The 15,267-nt window shown below is 65.5% G+C and carries 17 protein-coding genes; 5 read left to right on the top strand and 12 right to left on the bottom strand.

Translation table 11 applies throughout. The features are described 5' to 3' along the window. Position 1: 1 nt before the first annotated feature. Both F0L68_RS35605 and F0L68_RS35600 read right to left on the bottom strand, forming a co-directional pair. The gene (locus F0L68_RS35605; protein WP_149854302.1) at positions 2–295 is read right to left on the bottom strand and encodes a hypothetical protein; all 294 of its coding nucleotides are present in this window, start codon (positions 293–295) and stop codon (positions 2–4) included. Next, positions 292–1,467 carry a hypothetical protein gene (locus F0L68_RS35600; protein ID WP_223199431.1) on the bottom strand — a complete coding sequence of 392 codons (1,176 nt, stop codon included), beginning with the start codon at positions 1,465–1,467 and terminating at the stop codon, positions 292–294. Before F0L68_RS35600 ends, F0L68_RS35605 begins: the two co-directional genes overlap by 4 nt. Before the next feature lie 366 nt (positions 1,468–1,833). On the opposite strand from F0L68_RS35600, the gene F0L68_RS35595 reads away from it, so the two are divergent. Next, the gene (locus F0L68_RS35595; RefSeq protein ID WP_149854301.1) at positions 1,834–2,280 is read left to right on the top strand and encodes a winged helix-turn-helix transcriptional regulator; all 447 of its coding nucleotides are present in this window, start codon (positions 1,834–1,836) and stop codon (positions 2,278–2,280) included. Between the two features lie 24 nt (positions 2,281–2,304). Here the strand turns inward: F0L68_RS35595 and F0L68_RS35590 are convergent, their stop codons facing one another. The 6 genes from F0L68_RS35590 to F0L68_RS35565 all read right to left on the bottom strand — a co-directional run bounded on the left by F0L68_RS35590 (position 2,305) and on the right by F0L68_RS35565 (position 5,657). Further along, entirely contained in the window at positions 2,305–2,895 is a 591-nt protein-coding gene (locus F0L68_RS35590) for a hypothetical protein (RefSeq protein WP_149854300.1), read from the bottom strand. Next, entirely contained in the window at positions 2,892–3,752 is an 861-nt protein-coding gene (locus tag F0L68_RS35585; RefSeq protein ID WP_223199430.1) for a helix-turn-helix domain-containing protein, read from the bottom strand. Before F0L68_RS35585 ends, F0L68_RS35590 begins: the two co-directional genes overlap by 4 nt. Before the next feature lie 546 nt (positions 3,753–4,298). After that, positions 4,299–4,610: a hypothetical protein gene (locus tag F0L68_RS35580; RefSeq protein ID WP_149854299.1), complete on the bottom strand. Its 312-nt coding sequence runs from the start codon at positions 4,608–4,610 to the stop codon at positions 4,299–4,301. Next, complete coding sequence (locus tag F0L68_RS35575; protein ID WP_149854298.1) at positions 4,607–4,855, bottom strand: hypothetical protein; 249 nt, start codon at positions 4,853–4,855, stop codon at positions 4,607–4,609. The genes F0L68_RS35580 and F0L68_RS35575 overlap by 4 nt, the downstream gene beginning before the upstream one ends. Continuing rightward, complete coding sequence (locus F0L68_RS44955) at positions 4,852–5,121, bottom strand: HC3 family zinc finger protein (protein ID WP_149854297.1); 270 nt, start codon at positions 5,119–5,121, stop codon at positions 4,852–4,854. Before F0L68_RS44955 ends, F0L68_RS35575 begins: the two co-directional genes overlap by 4 nt. Further along, a complete protein-coding gene (locus tag F0L68_RS35565) occupies positions 5,118–5,657 on the bottom strand; it encodes a hypothetical protein (RefSeq protein ID WP_149854296.1) in 540 nt (179 codons plus the stop codon). The genes F0L68_RS44955 and F0L68_RS35565 overlap by 4 nt, the downstream gene beginning before the upstream one ends. A gap of 454 nt (positions 5,658–6,111) precedes the next feature. On the opposite strand from F0L68_RS35565, the gene F0L68_RS35560 reads away from it, so the two are divergent. Beyond that, on the top strand, positions 6,112–6,978 hold the full coding sequence (locus F0L68_RS35560) for a helix-turn-helix domain-containing protein (protein ID WP_149854295.1): 867 nt from the start codon (positions 6,112–6,114) through the stop codon (positions 6,976–6,978). Between the two features lie 30 nt (positions 6,979–7,008). Further along, positions 7,009–7,236 carry a DUF397 domain-containing protein gene (locus F0L68_RS35555; protein ID WP_223199429.1) on the top strand — a complete coding sequence of 76 codons (228 nt, stop codon included), beginning with the start codon at positions 7,009–7,011 and terminating at the stop codon, positions 7,234–7,236. Positions 7,237–7,483: 247 nt separating this feature from the next. Here the strand turns inward: F0L68_RS35555 and F0L68_RS35545 are convergent, their stop codons facing one another. The 3 genes from F0L68_RS35545 to F0L68_RS35535 form a co-directional block, all read right to left on the bottom strand. Next, on the bottom strand, positions 7,484–8,662 hold the full coding sequence (locus tag F0L68_RS35545) for a cytochrome P450 (RefSeq protein ID WP_188317004.1): 1,179 nt from the start codon (positions 8,660–8,662) through the stop codon (positions 7,484–7,486). Positions 8,663–9,103: 441 nt separating this feature from the next. Then, positions 9,104–9,322: a DUF397 domain-containing protein gene (locus F0L68_RS35540; RefSeq protein ID WP_149854293.1), complete on the bottom strand. Its 219-nt coding sequence runs from the start codon at positions 9,320–9,322 to the stop codon at positions 9,104–9,106. 509 nt (positions 9,323–9,831) lie between these two features. Next, a complete protein-coding gene (locus F0L68_RS35535) occupies positions 9,832–10,974 on the bottom strand; it encodes a lipase family protein (RefSeq protein ID WP_149854292.1) in 1,143 nt (380 codons plus the stop codon). Between the two features lie 509 nt (positions 10,975–11,483). Here F0L68_RS35535 and F0L68_RS35530 point away from each other — a divergent pair. Continuing rightward, positions 11,484–11,663, top strand: a complete 180-nt coding sequence (locus F0L68_RS35530; protein WP_223199441.1) for an antitoxin — start codon at positions 11,484–11,486, stop codon at positions 11,661–11,663. Positions 11,664–12,315: 652 nt separating this feature from the next. Continuing rightward, the gene (locus F0L68_RS35525; RefSeq protein WP_149854290.1) at positions 12,316–13,518 is read left to right on the top strand and encodes a lipase family protein; all 1,203 of its coding nucleotides are present in this window, start codon (positions 12,316–12,318) and stop codon (positions 13,516–13,518) included. Between the two features lie 541 nt (positions 13,519–14,059). Here the strand turns inward: F0L68_RS35525 and F0L68_RS35515 are convergent. After that, positions 14,060–15,127, bottom strand: coding sequence for a LysR family transcriptional regulator (locus F0L68_RS35515; RefSeq protein ID WP_149854289.1), 1,068 nt, complete (start codon positions 15,125–15,127; stop codon positions 14,060–14,062). Positions 15,128–15,267 lie beyond the last annotated feature (140 nt).

Below are 15,267 nucleotides of genomic sequence, written 5' to 3'. Positions count from 1 at the left end.
CTCAGCTCCCGGCGAAGTGGGAGATCAGCGGATAGCCGATGGCGAAGGCCAGTCCGCCGGCGACGCCAACGATCATCATGATCGCGCCGATCCGCCCCGCCCGGTGATGGTCGACCGCGCGGCCGGCCGACCACACGGCCAGCCCGGCGAAGAAGCACAACACCAGCGACAGGCCGGCGATCCACTTGATGTTGCCGACGATGCTCTCCATCTGCTCCGAACCCGGAGGGGCCACCGGCGGCGGGTTGGGAATCTGATCCACCAACCACACCACCCATGCGACCGACGAGGTCATGACAGTGCTCCCTTCACGCCCGGCAGGCGCCGCACACCTGCGGCCAATCCCCAGCGCCGCAGCAACGGCAACACCGCGTCACGCAACCGTCGGGGCGTGACCAGACCAGTGACGCCGCCGACGGCGATGTCCTTGTCGTGCGGCAGGAACACCGCACCGTCCACCAAGGGCGTCAGATGCGTGCCGGCCACGCCCACCACACCGGGTGGCCACCGCCGCGCGCCCACGACGATCAACGCGACGGGCATCGTCACCAGCCCCACCGCAGACCACACCCGCAACCGGTGCAGGACCTGCTCGGCATGCAGCAGCGACGGCCGCGTCGCCCGCACCACCAGGATCGGCCGCGGACACGGCGTGCCCTGCCGCAACCACGCACCCGGCCCATCCAACGGATTCGCCGCCAACCTCCACAGGTCCGCCGCGACATCGACCACGGTCACCTGCGGCTGCCCCACCGGCGAAGCCCAGAACCGAGGCGGCGGCACCATCTCCGGCGCCAACACCGGCACCGTCGTCTCCAAGCGCGCCACCAACGCCGACCCACGCCACGAATGCCGGATACGCACCGCAGGATGCGGGCCGGCGCTCCACGGCCCGTCGCTCACCGGCGCCGCGGCAAGACCCGACCGCACCGGATCGGCCGTGTCCACCATCAACACCCGCCAGGCCAACAGCTGCACCGCATCCGCCAACACAGCCGTGACCACCGAAGCTCCAGCGCCAGGCGAACCCGCCAACACCGGCACGACACCACCGAACGCAGACCAGTCGCCCGTGATCGTCGGCGCTGGTTGTGGGTCACGATCGCCGATCGGCACAGCGACCTCGACGGTCTGCACTGTCACGTCGTCGTGAGCTGTGGCCGCAACGGTTCGCTCAATCGCACTCTCGACGTCACAACGCACATCTGCACCGACGGCAGCGATATTCGCATCGGCCACCCGGGATGTCGACAGCACCTTCCCCATATGGTCGGTACTGGTACCGACGTCGCCATTGAACGAGGCGGGCACCACTCCTGCGCGCGACGTGCATTCCTGGGGCGTCGATACAGACATGTTGCCATTCATCGTGATCTCCACGTCGACATTGGGTGTGACCCAGTATTTCGCGGTCCGAGTTCCCATCAGGTGTACCTCACGGTCCACAAGGGACAGCAACGTCCCCATGAAGGGACTCTGTAGTCCCTAATGAGATTTCACGGCCTTTTCACCCGTTCGAGTGAACGATCCCGGTCAGCCTTCGACCTGCGGTTCAACGTTCCAAGAGGATCGTGACCTCGTCGAACATCAGCTACGTGATCGTTTCTCACTGGCACGCCCCACGGGCGGCCGCAAGCAGAGCATTCGTCGGCGATGTCGCCTTGAGGCGTCACCCGAATTAGGTAACCTTGCCCGCTTTGAGTAGGACTACGCTGCGGTAACTCACCCATTCAGCTTAATGTGACTGCGGACCTGCGAGAAGCCGACAACAGGGTGGCCATTCGGAGGCCGAAGACGCGGCCACGTGACGCCAGACGTGGAGGACCGGGGGCGATGGACGACAAGCTGTACCTACAGCGATCAAGGGACGTCCGCCATCTACTGAATGGCGAATGGATCTCGGACATCGTCATGTTGCTGGGCCACGGCCCCATGCGATATTCAGAAGTGATGGCCAAATTGCGAGCCGCGAGCGAGGTCGACCCCTGGACGGGTGCCGAACGAAGTATCCAGGGTCGTCAACTCACTCGGACGCTACGACGCCTGGAAGAAATCCGACTAGTGAATCGCAACGAGGAACCCGGTCATTTTCCTCGCCGCGTCACCTACTCACTGACCGAGGCCGCCCGAGAACTACTGCTGAGCGTGGAGCCGTTCGTGGCCTGGGCCGAACGGCATTCCGACTTGATCGACCTCGCTCGACGAATGCAGACAGACCAGCGCGGCGGTGCGCCACAGAGCCTGCCCGATGGCCCCGATGACGACTACCTCGACGAGTAGTTCAACAAGAAGTCGATGATGCTTTTACCGAAACAGATCCACTGTGGACTGTCGATCGACCGCGAAAGCGGTTACGTACCAACCAGGACCAGGAACTTCATACTCAAGATCGAGCACCATTTTCGCATGAGCCAACTTCGCATCCCATCCTTCCATCGCACGCTGCCGCTCCAGGCCGGCCATGTCGATCACCGGGACATGTTCATCGTGGAAGACGATGTGGTGGGCGGCAAGGTAGAGCTGCGGGACTCCCCAATTGACGTAGGGGATCAGGTACACGCCCAACCGCCGTACGGCTTCCCGTCGCCGACGAGCGTAGGTCTTCGCCGCTGGATCGATCTTGAGACCAACCGACGTGAGCAGACGCCGGAACGCCTCTTCGGCGAACTCCTCACGACCAAGGTCATACCAACCCGGCGCGAAGTGACCGGATGTGTCCCTCGCCTTGATGCACCAACGGTTCTCCTCGCAGGACAGGTTGAAGCCGTAAGCGAGGATGCCAACCGCGGTCGCGCCGCGAGGAAGTTCGTACGTCACGTACCCGCCGTACCGCAGGTGACGTCCCACCAGGGCGGCCTGCCCCATCAACGCAGGATTACGTTCGTTCTTGTTCACGGCTTCTCCTTACCTGCCGAGGGAGAACTGCGTGCTCGCAGTGCGCGGAGCAGCGCGATCAGGTCACCCGTGGTGACCTGACACAACTGCGCCAATGACTCCACGGTGCTCGGCTCAAGATCGAGGTCAGTGCCTGCACCAAACGGCATTTGGTCAAGCCTGCGACGAGCCCAGTCACGGAGTGGACGCAGTTCACGGTGGTTGTCGGCAACGATTGCTGGCAGGTCGAGACGGATCTGGCCATGCGGCGGTTCCTCGCCGGGCAGTTGCTCGTGCACTCGTCGGAGAATTTCGTGGGCGTGAACATCCAGAGCCGCGCAGATCTGACACAGGCGCGTGACCGAACACTCGCGGGTGCCCAGCTCGTAGGTTGCGAGTGTCTGCAATGAGATCACCGGTCGCCCCATGCGTTCCACCAGGACCTTGCGCGTCCACCCCTTCACCTTGCGCATGTCGCGCAGCACCTCGCCGAGGATCTTCTGCCGCCGCAAGGCGACCGCGGATTCGGCTTCGGCGCCAGCAGAACCTCGTCGCCGCTGACCTCGGGCGGCGATACCTTCCTCGGCCAGCATCCGCACGGCCATGTGCTCGGTGACGTCGTGCTCGTGCGCGAGCATGGCAACGGTTCGGTTCCCATCCCGCCAGTCCGCCGCCATCGCCGCTCGCACTTCGGTCCACGATCGTCCCCCCAGAGTGGCGATGGCCGAGGACCAGCGAGGATTCGAGTCACCATGCTCCCGCAGCACGGTGCCGACCAGTTCCATTGGTATGTCAAGCTTCTCCGCAACGGTAATCAGATTCTGACAGCGCCCCCATATCAGAATCGCCTGCTCCGCAAGCTCTGCGCTCATGTTCATGGGACCCTCCGTTCAGACCGTCGACGGGCGCAGATGCCGGCCTCGGCCAGCAGCCGAACAACCTGATCCCTGCTCAGGCCGTGCAAGTGCGCCAACGGCGAACCGACCAGGTCTCCGACAGAGACGTTGCCCTTCCTCCAGAGCGACGCCAGGGCGCTGCGAACCTGCACTCGCGACTGCCCCCACAACGCCCGACCGCCTGACCGCCGATCGCCGCTGCGGCGCAGCACGTCCGCGACCATGCCAACCGGGAGTCCAGTGCACTGCACCACGCGGTCAAGGTTGCGAGCAGAGTCATGCCACAAGCTCAGGATCTGTTGGGATACTTGAACATGGCGAGGGTGGTCGAACGGGATGTAACGCAACCGCGCCCACATCGCCCATCGCGCGACCGCCGGCGAGGTGCCCAATCGGGTCAGGCTGAAGTCCGGCACGGCGATGCCCCCTGCCCGGGAACGAGAAGAAGTACTGTCATCACCACGCACAAATCGCACGGTGAACGCAGCTGGCACCTCACGTCGGCCACCACGGCGTGCGCCAGCTTCATCAGATCGCCTCATCGATGCCAGGGAAGCCCGGATCGGACTCCAGGACGACTCCATCGACTGTGGGCGGGGCCAGAACATCGGCAGCATCCAAGTAGATCTGACCCAACTCGATCAGGTGCTTGCCGATCATCCGGTAGCGCTCGACACGCTGACGATCGCTCGCGTTGCCGAGCATGTCAGCGAGATCTTCGCTGAGCACTACCGCCGCCCCAGGCTCGTCACGCGCAACGGCTTCGGCAAGCCGCTGCAATCGCCAAAGCAGAGACTCATGGATGTCACCGCGATTCGGCCCGATCGCGGCGGCCATCATGGATTGTCACCGTCTCGTGTCGATCCTCGGACCACTGCAACCGGTTCAAGCACCCCGTTCCGGCGACGGCGGATGAACACAGCATCACCCTCAACGACTGCGCGGTACACGGCCTGACCGCAATCGACCAGTCGACGCAGCGCCTCGACGATGGTGATGCCCTCGCGTTCGGCCATGTCTTCCAAGCCTGACAAAGCTCTTCCCGAGACGTTCGCCGTGATACTGAACATGTCAGAGTCCGTCATGGCGTCAACTCCGGAGCTACCTTGGTCAGCTTGGACCGACTAACAGCAGGGTTGAGAGGGATGTTCTCGCGACAGCGCCAGATATAGTCGCAATCCCAACAGGTCTCCCAACATCCAGCTTGCTTGTCCCATTGCGCCGGCACCTTCGGAACCGGCTTCCCGCACAAGGTGCGGCCACTCGTGTTGGGCTCGATGGCGTCGTCGATCGCGTGGCGTCGGCCCGAGAAAGGTAGCCACCGAAACTGCGAGGTGCCCGACCCGTTCACGGTGCACCATCCGCTGTCGGTACGGCGATGATCTGCGCACTGCCACTGACGGTCCGTCTGGCCAGATCTGCGACGCCTGGAGCATCAAGACATCCTGGTTTGACCGGTGCCGTCCGCGCTGCGTGGCTGACAAGCTCGGCCGCTGACGTCGGCCGCCGCTGCCGATGGACAGAGATGCTGCCTGCCGGTGGATGCTCGGGTACGCGGCAAGCTGGAACAACTCGCTGAACGAAGGACTCACCGTCGGTGTGCCTGTCGGGGGCAGACGGCGCCGACGATGAGTCCCCCGCGTGCCGTCCACGCCCGGCCGGGGCAGTAGGCGAGGACGGCGATCTTGGGGAAAGGCACTCGCGCGCCGAGCGTGGCGCGGTGCCGTTCAGGGCGATCACAAGTTGCGCCGCGAGCGTCTGGACCTCCGTCCCCAGCCGGTAGACCAGCATCCGCGTCACGAAGTAGAGGATCACCGCGCACAGCAGTGTGGCGCTGCCGAAGACAGCAAGAATCGCCCAGGTCGGAACGGCCACGGAGACGGTCATCAGCTCACTCCTCACTGGTCGTCAGCGAGGTGTCCAGCGCGCCCTGTGGTTCTCGGACGGCACCACGGACGGCCGTGCGCTGACCGAGCCGTGGTGCCCCCGTTCGCCGGCTTGGGCAGGCGGCAACGCACATCCAGGTACGGCAGCGCTGCACACCGCTGCGGATGTACTCGGATGCCGCCAACCGGCGAGCTGTTGGCGGTGGCCTCCGCCCAGGCCCGCGAGGCGGGACAGACCGACGACAGCGTGTGCGGGGAACGGGCCGTCCCCGCGGCCGGGACTGAGCCTCTATCACGTGTATTCATTGCCAAGTCGCTCCTCCGGCATCGGGCTGACCTGGCTCAAACCATAGACTAGATATCTAACTTGTGTTATCTACCCATTGGAGTGAACTTGCTCCTGCTACGGTCTGTGACGTCTTCTTGGGGCTCGGCACTACCGGAGGTTCCGCTGCATGGCCGACCGTGCGTCCATCCCGCCCTTCGTCTACAAGGTCATCTCGGGCCGGAAGCTCGACGCGCTCCGAAGCCGAGCCGGCCTCACCCAGGAGCACGTGGCAAAGCACCTCGGGTGTGCGCAGTCGAAGATCGCCAACATCGAGTCGGGCCTGAGCAACGCTCATCCTGACGATCTCGCCGAACTGCTGAACCTGTACGACGCCGACCCCGCGACGCGCCAGGAATGCGAGGACCTGGTGCGGTCCGGCCGCAAGCGAGCACCGCGCAACGCGCTGCGGTCGCGGTTCGAAGGAGAGATGCAGCAGGTCGTTGACATGGAGGCCAGTGCGAACGTCATCTGGGCACGCAGCGCCATGATCATCCCTGGCCTGCTACAGATCGAGGCGTACATGCGTTACGTCTTCCGCGCCTACCGACCGTCGCTGACCCAGGAACAGATCGATCGGTACACCGAGAACCGACTGGCGCGTCAGGAGGTGCTGGGCAACCTCCATCAGCGCTTCTGGTTCAACATCGACGAAGCCGCGCTTCGACGCATGGCGAACATGGATGGCGGCTCGGAGATCATGCGCCAGCAGATCGAGCACCTGATCTCGATGATCGACCGGCCGAACATCGAGATCCAGGCGGTGCCCTTCGAGACCGGCTACTACATGGGCCAGGACATCAACTACCGGATCTTCGGCTACGAGACCGATCCGCCCGCGCAACTGGTTTACGTTGAACAGTACGACGGCGGCAACGTCCTCCACGACGGCAAGAGCGTGCACAGGTTCTTGTCACTGTGGGATCACCAGAAGGCGGTTGGGCTCGGGCCGGACCAGACCCGCGCCTTCTTCGCCAGGGTTGCCTCGTCGCTGTAACTGCACGCAGCGGAAGGGGACCAACCCCAAGTGAACAAGACCGTGACTTCGCTGGATCTGGACATCGACACATGGCGCAAGTCCAGCCGCAGCGAGGGAAACAACAGCGATTGCGTCGAGATCGGGCACTCGACCACCGTGGTTGCCATCAGGGACACGAAGAACCGAGACGCTGGCATCGTCGCCGTCGACCGAGGAGCGTGGTTGAGCTTCCTTGGGGCCGTCGACCGGGGAGCCTTCGACAGCCCTGGCCAGTGAGATGAAGCTGAGCAACATCGTTTGGTAGCTCAAGTGGGAGGCTGGACCCGATCACCTCGGCCACAGCCTCCCACGTCCGGCGCACTCCCAATCGCGCCAGGCTGCGCCTGATAGTCAACCCCGCCAATGGCAACCGGCATACCCGATGGCGGACACACAGCGAGACAGTCGACACCAGCAGGGTTTCCCGCAAGACGGGGAGACCACACAGGTTTGCGCGCCATGGGCGATCTACCGCACGGGACCGTCAGCGCTCAAAAGTCACTGGCAGGCTGTCCAGGCTGCGAACCAATCGACCAGGCACCCATCGCGGACGATGCCCCTCGACGAGCGTGAAGTCGGGGACCAGTCGCAGAACTTCCTCCGCAACCACCCGCATCTCCAGCAACGACAGGTGCTCTCCGACGCAACGGTGCACGCCGGTGCCGAAGGTCAGATGCGGGTTGCGGTCTCGAGGGCAAACGAACTCGTCCGGCCGGTCGAAGACCTCGGGGTCGCGGTTGGCCGAGCTGAGCACCATCAGCACCCGCTCACCCGCGTGCAGCGACTGGCCCGCCAGCTCCGCGTCCTGCCCGACCGTGCGCGCGATCCCGATGACGGGCGACTCGAAGCGCAGGCTCTCATCCACCATCTTGCCGATCAGGTCCGGCCGCTCGACCACCTTCTCCCGCAAGCCGTCCACGGTCGCCAGGCAGTACAGCATGGTGGCGATCCCTGCCACCGTCGTCTCATGGCCAGCCAGGACGAGGAGCAGGATCATGCCAAGCTGCTCGCCCTGGGTGAGCGCACGGCCATCCCCGTCCAGACGGCCGTCGGCGATCGCGGTCGTTACGGTGTCCGCGCCAGCCCTCCGCTGTCGGTCGATCTCTGTTTGCAGGTAGGACGCTATGATCCCGAACGTCCGTTGTTGACCAGCGAGGTCGCCCATGACGGCCGCCGCGAACAACTCGTTGGTCCAGGACACGAAGAGCTGGGCATCCTCATGGGGCAGCCCCATGACCTCCGCGAAGGCAATGGGCGGAATGACCGCGGCGAACTCGGACACCAAGTCGGCGCCACCTTCGGCGGCCAACGCGCTCAGACGTCGGCCGACCAGTTCCCGCAGAGCCGCCTCGTGCTTGGCGACCGCAGCGCGGGTGAAGTGCTTCTGGATGATCGCGCGAAACGCAGCGTGCTCGGGCGGGTCGTACTGCATGGGCGCCATGACCACGTCCTGCGTGACGGGTGGGATCGCGATGCCTGCCGCCGAGCTGAAGCCGCGGGTGTCCAGAGCTGTGGAGCGGACAGCGCCGTGGCTGAACGCGGACCAGAATCCTCCGTGCCGATCGCTATGGGCTACAGGGCAGTTCGACCTGAAGGCGGCGAACACCTCGTTCATCACCGGCGCGAGCCCAGGGTCGAGGTGATCGAACTGGTTGGCAGTCATACGAGTCGCTCCTCGATCAAGATCGGTCGGGCGGCACGCAGAAGTGAGGTCGTGGCCAGCAGAACGCGACCACGACCTCACTTGCATGGTTGAACGCCGAGGCCGATTTTCACGCGTGTGCGGTGACCCGGGTACCGGCAAACATGTGGATGTCGCGTGGCATCCGGAGGATGTCAATCCGGCGACCCGGGCGGCGAGCTCGGCGTTGGCCGGGGAGGCCGCGGCCCACAGTACGAGCGGCACGCCGACACGTTGACCACATCGACCCCACCCAGCACCAGCCCAGCTTGGCCGCTTGCGACTCGGCCATGCTCGCCATCCTGCTCGCGCCCACCACGGGCAGCAGTCGAGCCAACGCGTGCGACCGAGCAAGAGCCTTCTGAGATCAACGCCGGAAACCCTTTCGGTCGCCACGGTACCGTGGCCGATTTCCCACGCGAGCTAGAGACCGAAGCGTCCCACCTTGACACCAGCTAAGAAGTGCGCAAGGAGCTTCCCATCGAACAGCAAGATCGGACCGGTCGGATTCTTGCTATCCCTGACAGCGGTGGTTGAACCCGCCCTGGCGAGCTCGACGCACGAGGCGTTCAGATTGCTACGACTGGACTTGGTCCATCGTCCCACCGGGGTGAAGGTTCGAGATGAAGGCGAACCTGTCATCGAAACTCCTTGCGCACGTTGTGGATGAGCGCCAGTGTGGCTCTCGGCTGAGTGCACGTCCGGATACGTCGTCGAAGCTGGCAGTGCACTCGCGCACTGTCTCGCGCCGGTCGATCAGCTTGGTCGACGTGACTTGTTAGGTTGGCGGGCTGCGCCAGTTCGGGCGTGTGGGGATCATCGACGACTCCCGCAAGAGCCGCAGTTGCGTGCCCGTGCTGTTCGAAAACGGTGTCACGCACATGTGCTTGATCGGCGAGCTGCAGATCATCCCGCAACGGTAGATCGCGCGCACTCGCAGACCGCGTCGGATCGTCGACCTCGAAGTGAACATCCTTCGTACGTCCGCATCGCACACGAACGCTGCCACGCCGGCCGGGTCGAACTGGGCGTCGGCGTCGGCGAGTGCGCCGACGCCGACGGGTCACGATGTCCTGTGCGTTCTCGTTGGCGGAGATCATCCGGCCGCGACGCAGGTACGCCTCACAGTGCGGCCCCTGGGCAACGGTGGGTCAGCTGAACAGGCCGCGTAGGTAGGTCAGGGTGTCGGCGAGGCTGGCGTCAAGGACGCTGCGGTGATCGGCGCCGGGGTATTCGTTGAAGACGACGCCGACGCCGTTGGCCTGGAGGTCGGCGACGAGTTTCTTGGAGAGCTCGATGGGGAGGTCCGTGTCGTCGGAGCCGTGCGCGATCATCAACGGCCGGTCATATCCGGCCAGGGGGATGTCGATCACTGGATGGGCGATGGTGGCGAAGTCCCCCTCGGACATGGGTTTGGTGAGGGAGGCGCCGATGGTGATGTGCTGGGCCTGGATGTAGTCGGTGAGCTCGCGCAGGCATGTGGTCTCGGCCTGTTTGATGAGATCGGCACCGACGGGGGTGAGGTAGTCGGCCAGGTCGAAGCTGGGGCGGGCGGCTTTGAGGCCGCGCAGGACGTAGGCGAAGTAGGCGATTCCGCCTGGGGGCACGATGTCGGGAGTGCCGGGGCCGACCTCGTCGACGAACTGGTCGACGATGCCAGAGGCGGGCGCGAGGGCCAGTCCGCCGCGGAAGTCGAGTTCGGGGGCGTAGCGGGTGGCCAGGGAGGTGGTGAACAGGGCGGCGTGCCCGCCCTGGGAATGACCGATGGCGGCCCAGCTCCGGGACACGGTGTCGGGGAAGATCTCGCGGGCGGCGCGGACCATGTCGATGGCGTTACGGGCGGCGGTGCTGCCGTCGAGGTAGGGGTGCACACCGGGGTCGCCAGGGATGACGTAGTCGGTGGCGACGATGGCGTAGCCCTGGTTGAGCATGGAGGTCAGGTAGTCGCGGACGTGATCGGGGTAGCCGGCGGTGGAGGGGGCGCATCGCGGGGCTAGGCCGACGGTGCCGTGTTCCCAGGACAGCACCGGCCAGCCCCCGGCGGGTGTCTTGCCCTGGGGCAGGAACGCCGTGCCCTGCACGAGAACGGGTTCGTTGTGGGAGCCGGTGGACCAGTAGGTGAAGCGGTAGGTCTCGGCGGTGCCGTCCAGCCATAGGTTGGCCGGGAGTGGCTCGATGTCCTCGACGGCGCCGGGTGCGTCCTGTAGGGCTTGGGCGGCGGGGACGGCTGGGCTGAGCCACGTGCCGGCGAGCGTGGTCAGCAGGGCCGCGAGCACCATGAGCCGGTGTTTCACGGTGGTCGTCTCCTATTCTGCGCAAGGGGTATGGGTTCCGGCGGGCACCCGCATTCGCACGAGGATGGGTGCGATGCGTGTCCGGGTTTCTACTTTCTGGACGGTATCTGCGAGCGGTGTTGAGGCGAACCACTGAATGGGTGGGCACGATATCAACCGATAGAGTCGACGAAAACACTTGTGTTACACGGGGTTTGGTGCGTGCGCACGAAACTATCCGGGACGGCGGCCGGCGCGCGGCACGGGTGGCGCTGGCGCGTGCGAAGAGGCGAGAGTCTCACCAGGACGCTGACAGCGCCATACAGACGTTCTCAGCTTCGCTTTCTCACCGATCTTGCGCCAAGTCTGAGTCGGACGCGCGACGCATCCGCAAACCAAGGGTGATGGCGTGTCGCTCGATGGTGGCCTTGACAGTCACTCTGACTTTCTCTGAGAGTGAAAGTTCGCGAACGGCGTTGCGGTTCGTTGGCCGCGCACCGCTGACATCCCAGGAGGTCGTTGTGTCGGTGATGGACAAGCTCAAGCAGATGCTGAAAGGCCACGAGGATCAGGCTGGCAAGGGTATCGACAAGGCAGGCGACTTCGTCGACGAGAAGACTCAAGGCAAGTACAGCAGCCAGGTGGACACCGCCCAGGACAAGCTCAAGGAGCAACTCGGCAGTGACCATGACGATCCGCGACAGTCCTAACGGCCTACGGGCGCGAACCGGACACCTGTCAGGACTCGACGTGGCCTTGTGAGCGCGTGCGGCCTCGGCCGCATCGATCTCCGCCAGCTCCTGGTCGAGGCGAGCCGATCGGCCGGATCCGCCACTCCCCAGTAGACCTTGCACAGCAACCGGCGCGAAGCCAGCTCGACGTCCTACGCACGCGCAAGCCGAGCCCGTGCCGCTCGCGCAGCCAAGTCGGAGGCATCGTCCACAACGCCCATGGCCTCTTCAGACCGGAACGAATCGCGGTGGTGCGGCCGAGAAACGCCCGCGCGTACGGGCCGTCGGTCACCTCGATCTCCCAGAGACGCCCGACTGCGTCCCACACCTCGGCCAACCGCCACGCCTCCAGCAACACCCGCGCCAGTTCGTGGCTGGCCGTCATCTCCGTCCCGATGTCCTCCCTCTCTCGCCAGCGCCCACGCCAGCCTGCAGACCGCCTCCACCTCCTTCCCACTGCCCCAGCAGAAACTGGGCCTAGCCGATGCAGTTGTTCGGGCGACTCGTCGGCTTGCCTCGTACCGCACCCGCCCGCCGTCGTCGACGATCGCGAGCGGCGTCCGCGCGGTGCGGACCCTGACAGAGGGAGCGCGAACCTGTGAAGCCCTTGATACGTGCGACTGTCGCTGTAATGACTTTCTGTTCAACCTGGCTGCTGGTCCTGGGCGCGCAACCGGCCAGCGCCCAGTCGTCATCACCCACGGATCGGATTGCGGAGCGCCCCGCCTTCTACGAGCCTCCGGCCGTTCTGCCCGCGAACAACGGTGACGTGATCCGCTCGGAGCGGGCCGTCTTCTACCTGGACGCGCTCAAGGTGTTCAAGGTCGATGCGAGCGTCCAACGAATCATGTACCGCTCGACCGACCGTTCCGGCACGCCCATCGCGGTCACCGGCACCGTGCTCACCCCGAACATCGCCCACGCCGCGCCGCGGCCGATCGTCGCCTTCGCTCCCGGCACCCAGGGACTGGCAGACAAGTGCGCGCCCTCCCGCCAGATGGCCGACGGCACCGAGTACGAGGCGCTGCCGATCAAGCACCTCCTCGACCAGGGCTGGGCGGTGGTGGTCACCGACTACCAGGGGCTGGGCACACCTGGAGTGCACACCTACATGGCCCGCGAGCCCCAAGGACGAGCGGTGCTGGATTCGCTGCGGGCGGCCCAGCGGCTGAAGGGGGCGCACCTGCCCGATGCCGGCCCGGTCGCCCTCTACGGGTACTCCCAGGGCGGCGGCGCCTCCGCCGCCGCGGCCGAGCTCGCCCCTACCTACGCCCCGGAGCTGCAGATCAAGGGAGCCGTCGTCGGCGCTGCGCCCGCGGACCTCGATGCGGTGGCCGCCAACCTGGACGGCTCCGCCTACGGCGCGTTCTTCAACTACTCGCTGTCCGGGCTCGGCGCCGCCTACGGCATCGACATCGACCAGTACCTGAACTTCCACGGGAAGCAGGTGACCAGGGACCTTCGCGACAACCAGTGCACGACACAGGCCCTGGCCAAGCACCCGTTCCTGAACTCCCGCTTCCTGACCGTCGACGGCCGACCCCTGACCGAGCGTCTCAAGCACGCGCCGTGGAAAGCGATCGTCGCCGACCAACGGCTAGGCACCCGCACGCCAGGCGTGCCCGTTCTGCTGTCTCACAGCCGTCTCGACGACGTCATCCCGTACCGGGTCGACCAGCAGTTGGCCACGGACTGGTGCCGGCTGGGCACTACCGTCAAGTTCAGCACCAACTACGTCCCCGGCCACATCGCCGCCACCGCAGCCACCAGCAACGAAGGCGCACCCTGGCTTGCTGACCGCTTCGCCGGCAAGACAGCGCCATCCACCTGCTGACAACCCCGCCGACCCCCAGACACGACACAGGAGAGACATCCAGGGGGCGAGCAGGTCGGCGGGCGCCGGGCGGGCAGGACGGTGGTGTCCTGGCGCGGCACCGGCTTCTGCCTACCCACCTTCGGCCAGTTCCCTCTGGAAGCTTTGGAGACCGGGGAAGACGGCAAGCACCTGAACCGCGCTACGCCTGATCCTGGGCGATGATCAGTACGCCACGTCGCGGAGGTTGGCACGCACCGCCGCTGACGCCGAGGAGTTCAGCGCCACAGTTACGCGCGTGGAATATCCTGCACAACCGCTGGCTGCACCGCTCACTCAGCCGGACGTCGTCCTGCACTCGATCACTGTCATTTCACGCGCACGTCACAGGATCCACGAGGGACTTACGACCTGGAGATCCCTGAGCGCACCGACGTCGGCTGCGGAATTCTTCGCCCTTACTAACCTCACTTGCATAATTGAACGCCGAGGCCGATTTCACGCGTGTCCGGTGACCTGGGTACCGGCAAACATGTGGACGTCACGTGGCATCCGGAGGATGTCAGCCCGGCAAGGTGGCGAGAACCGACCTCGTCGGGGTCGCTTCGGCGAACGCCTTCCACAGCAGGTTCAGTGGGTGGTCCTCGGCGTACCGCTCGCGCTCGCCCTTGCGGGCGAAGATGCCGGTGACGATCTCCAACGCGGGTTCGTAGTCGTTGGCGAGGGCGATCTTGCGGAGTCCGCGGCCTGGCAGGCGCCCTTCCAAGGCTGCGTCGGCGACACGCTCGGTCGTCAGCATGCAGCCGTACAGCAGCTCGGTCGTAAGCAGGTTCAGCCCATAGTTGAGGGAATCGATGTCGGCGATGACGTCGAGCGTGCCTCGGTAGTCCGGGCCGTACCAGCGGCCGAGGAACTGGGCGAGCAGGCCGGCTGTCGGCGCGAGCAGTGGCAGGCCGGGCAGTCTGGCGGCAGCGATCGGGGTGTCGGGCAGTTCGCGCGTGGTGAGATTGGTCAGCAGGGCGACGCGTTCGCGGTGCCACTCGAGGAAGTCGTAGTCCAACTCGGCGGGGCGCCCGGTCTCGGCAGCGAAGCTGCCGCAGACCAGATCGACCTTCTTCGCGTCGAGCTTGCGCCACAGATCGCGTGTGCGGACGTGCTCGATGTTGAGGTGCACGTCCCGGCGTTCGAAGTCCGCCCGCAGACCCGGCCAGACCGCGCCGAGGAATTCCACGGTGAACTCGGTGGTGCCGAAGGTGACGGTGGATCCGACCCGGCGCCGGCTGCGGTGCAGGCTGTCAGTCCAGGACCGCAGGGTGTCGGTGGCCAAGGCCACGAGTTCCTCGCCCGAGGGAGTGAACAGGAAGTCCTTGCCCCGCCCCTGTTTGACCACCAGTGCCTCGCCGACCAGCCGGGTCGCGGTGCGGTTGAGGTTGTCCAGTTGCTTCTGCACGCTGGACTGCTCGCGTCCCAGTGCGCGAGCTGCCCGCTGCGCGGTGCCGGTGGTGTGGACGACCGCGAGCGTGCGCAGCTGGTCGAGGCTGACGTCGAGCATCTCGGGCGGGCACGCCAGCAGCGTCCCGAGCAGGCCTGCCGCGTCGACCTCGTCGTCCGCCGTCTCGGGGCTGGGCACCGCGCCTCCTCGTTCCTGCTGCCTGGTGGCACACCCTGGCACGTCTGTTGTTCGGATGGACAGTTGGGCTGTCGCTGATCGCAGTTCCCGTCGAGTTGTCCAACAAGTGTCCGCTTGAACATCTCAAGTCACGATACTGT

Origin of the sequence: Solihabitans fulvus, from assembly GCF_008386585.1 — a bacterium.
GTDB lineage: Bacteria > Actinomycetota > Actinomycetes > Mycobacteriales > Pseudonocardiaceae > Solihabitans > Solihabitans fulvus.
This window is presented reverse-complemented; position numbering and strand designations above follow the sequence as displayed.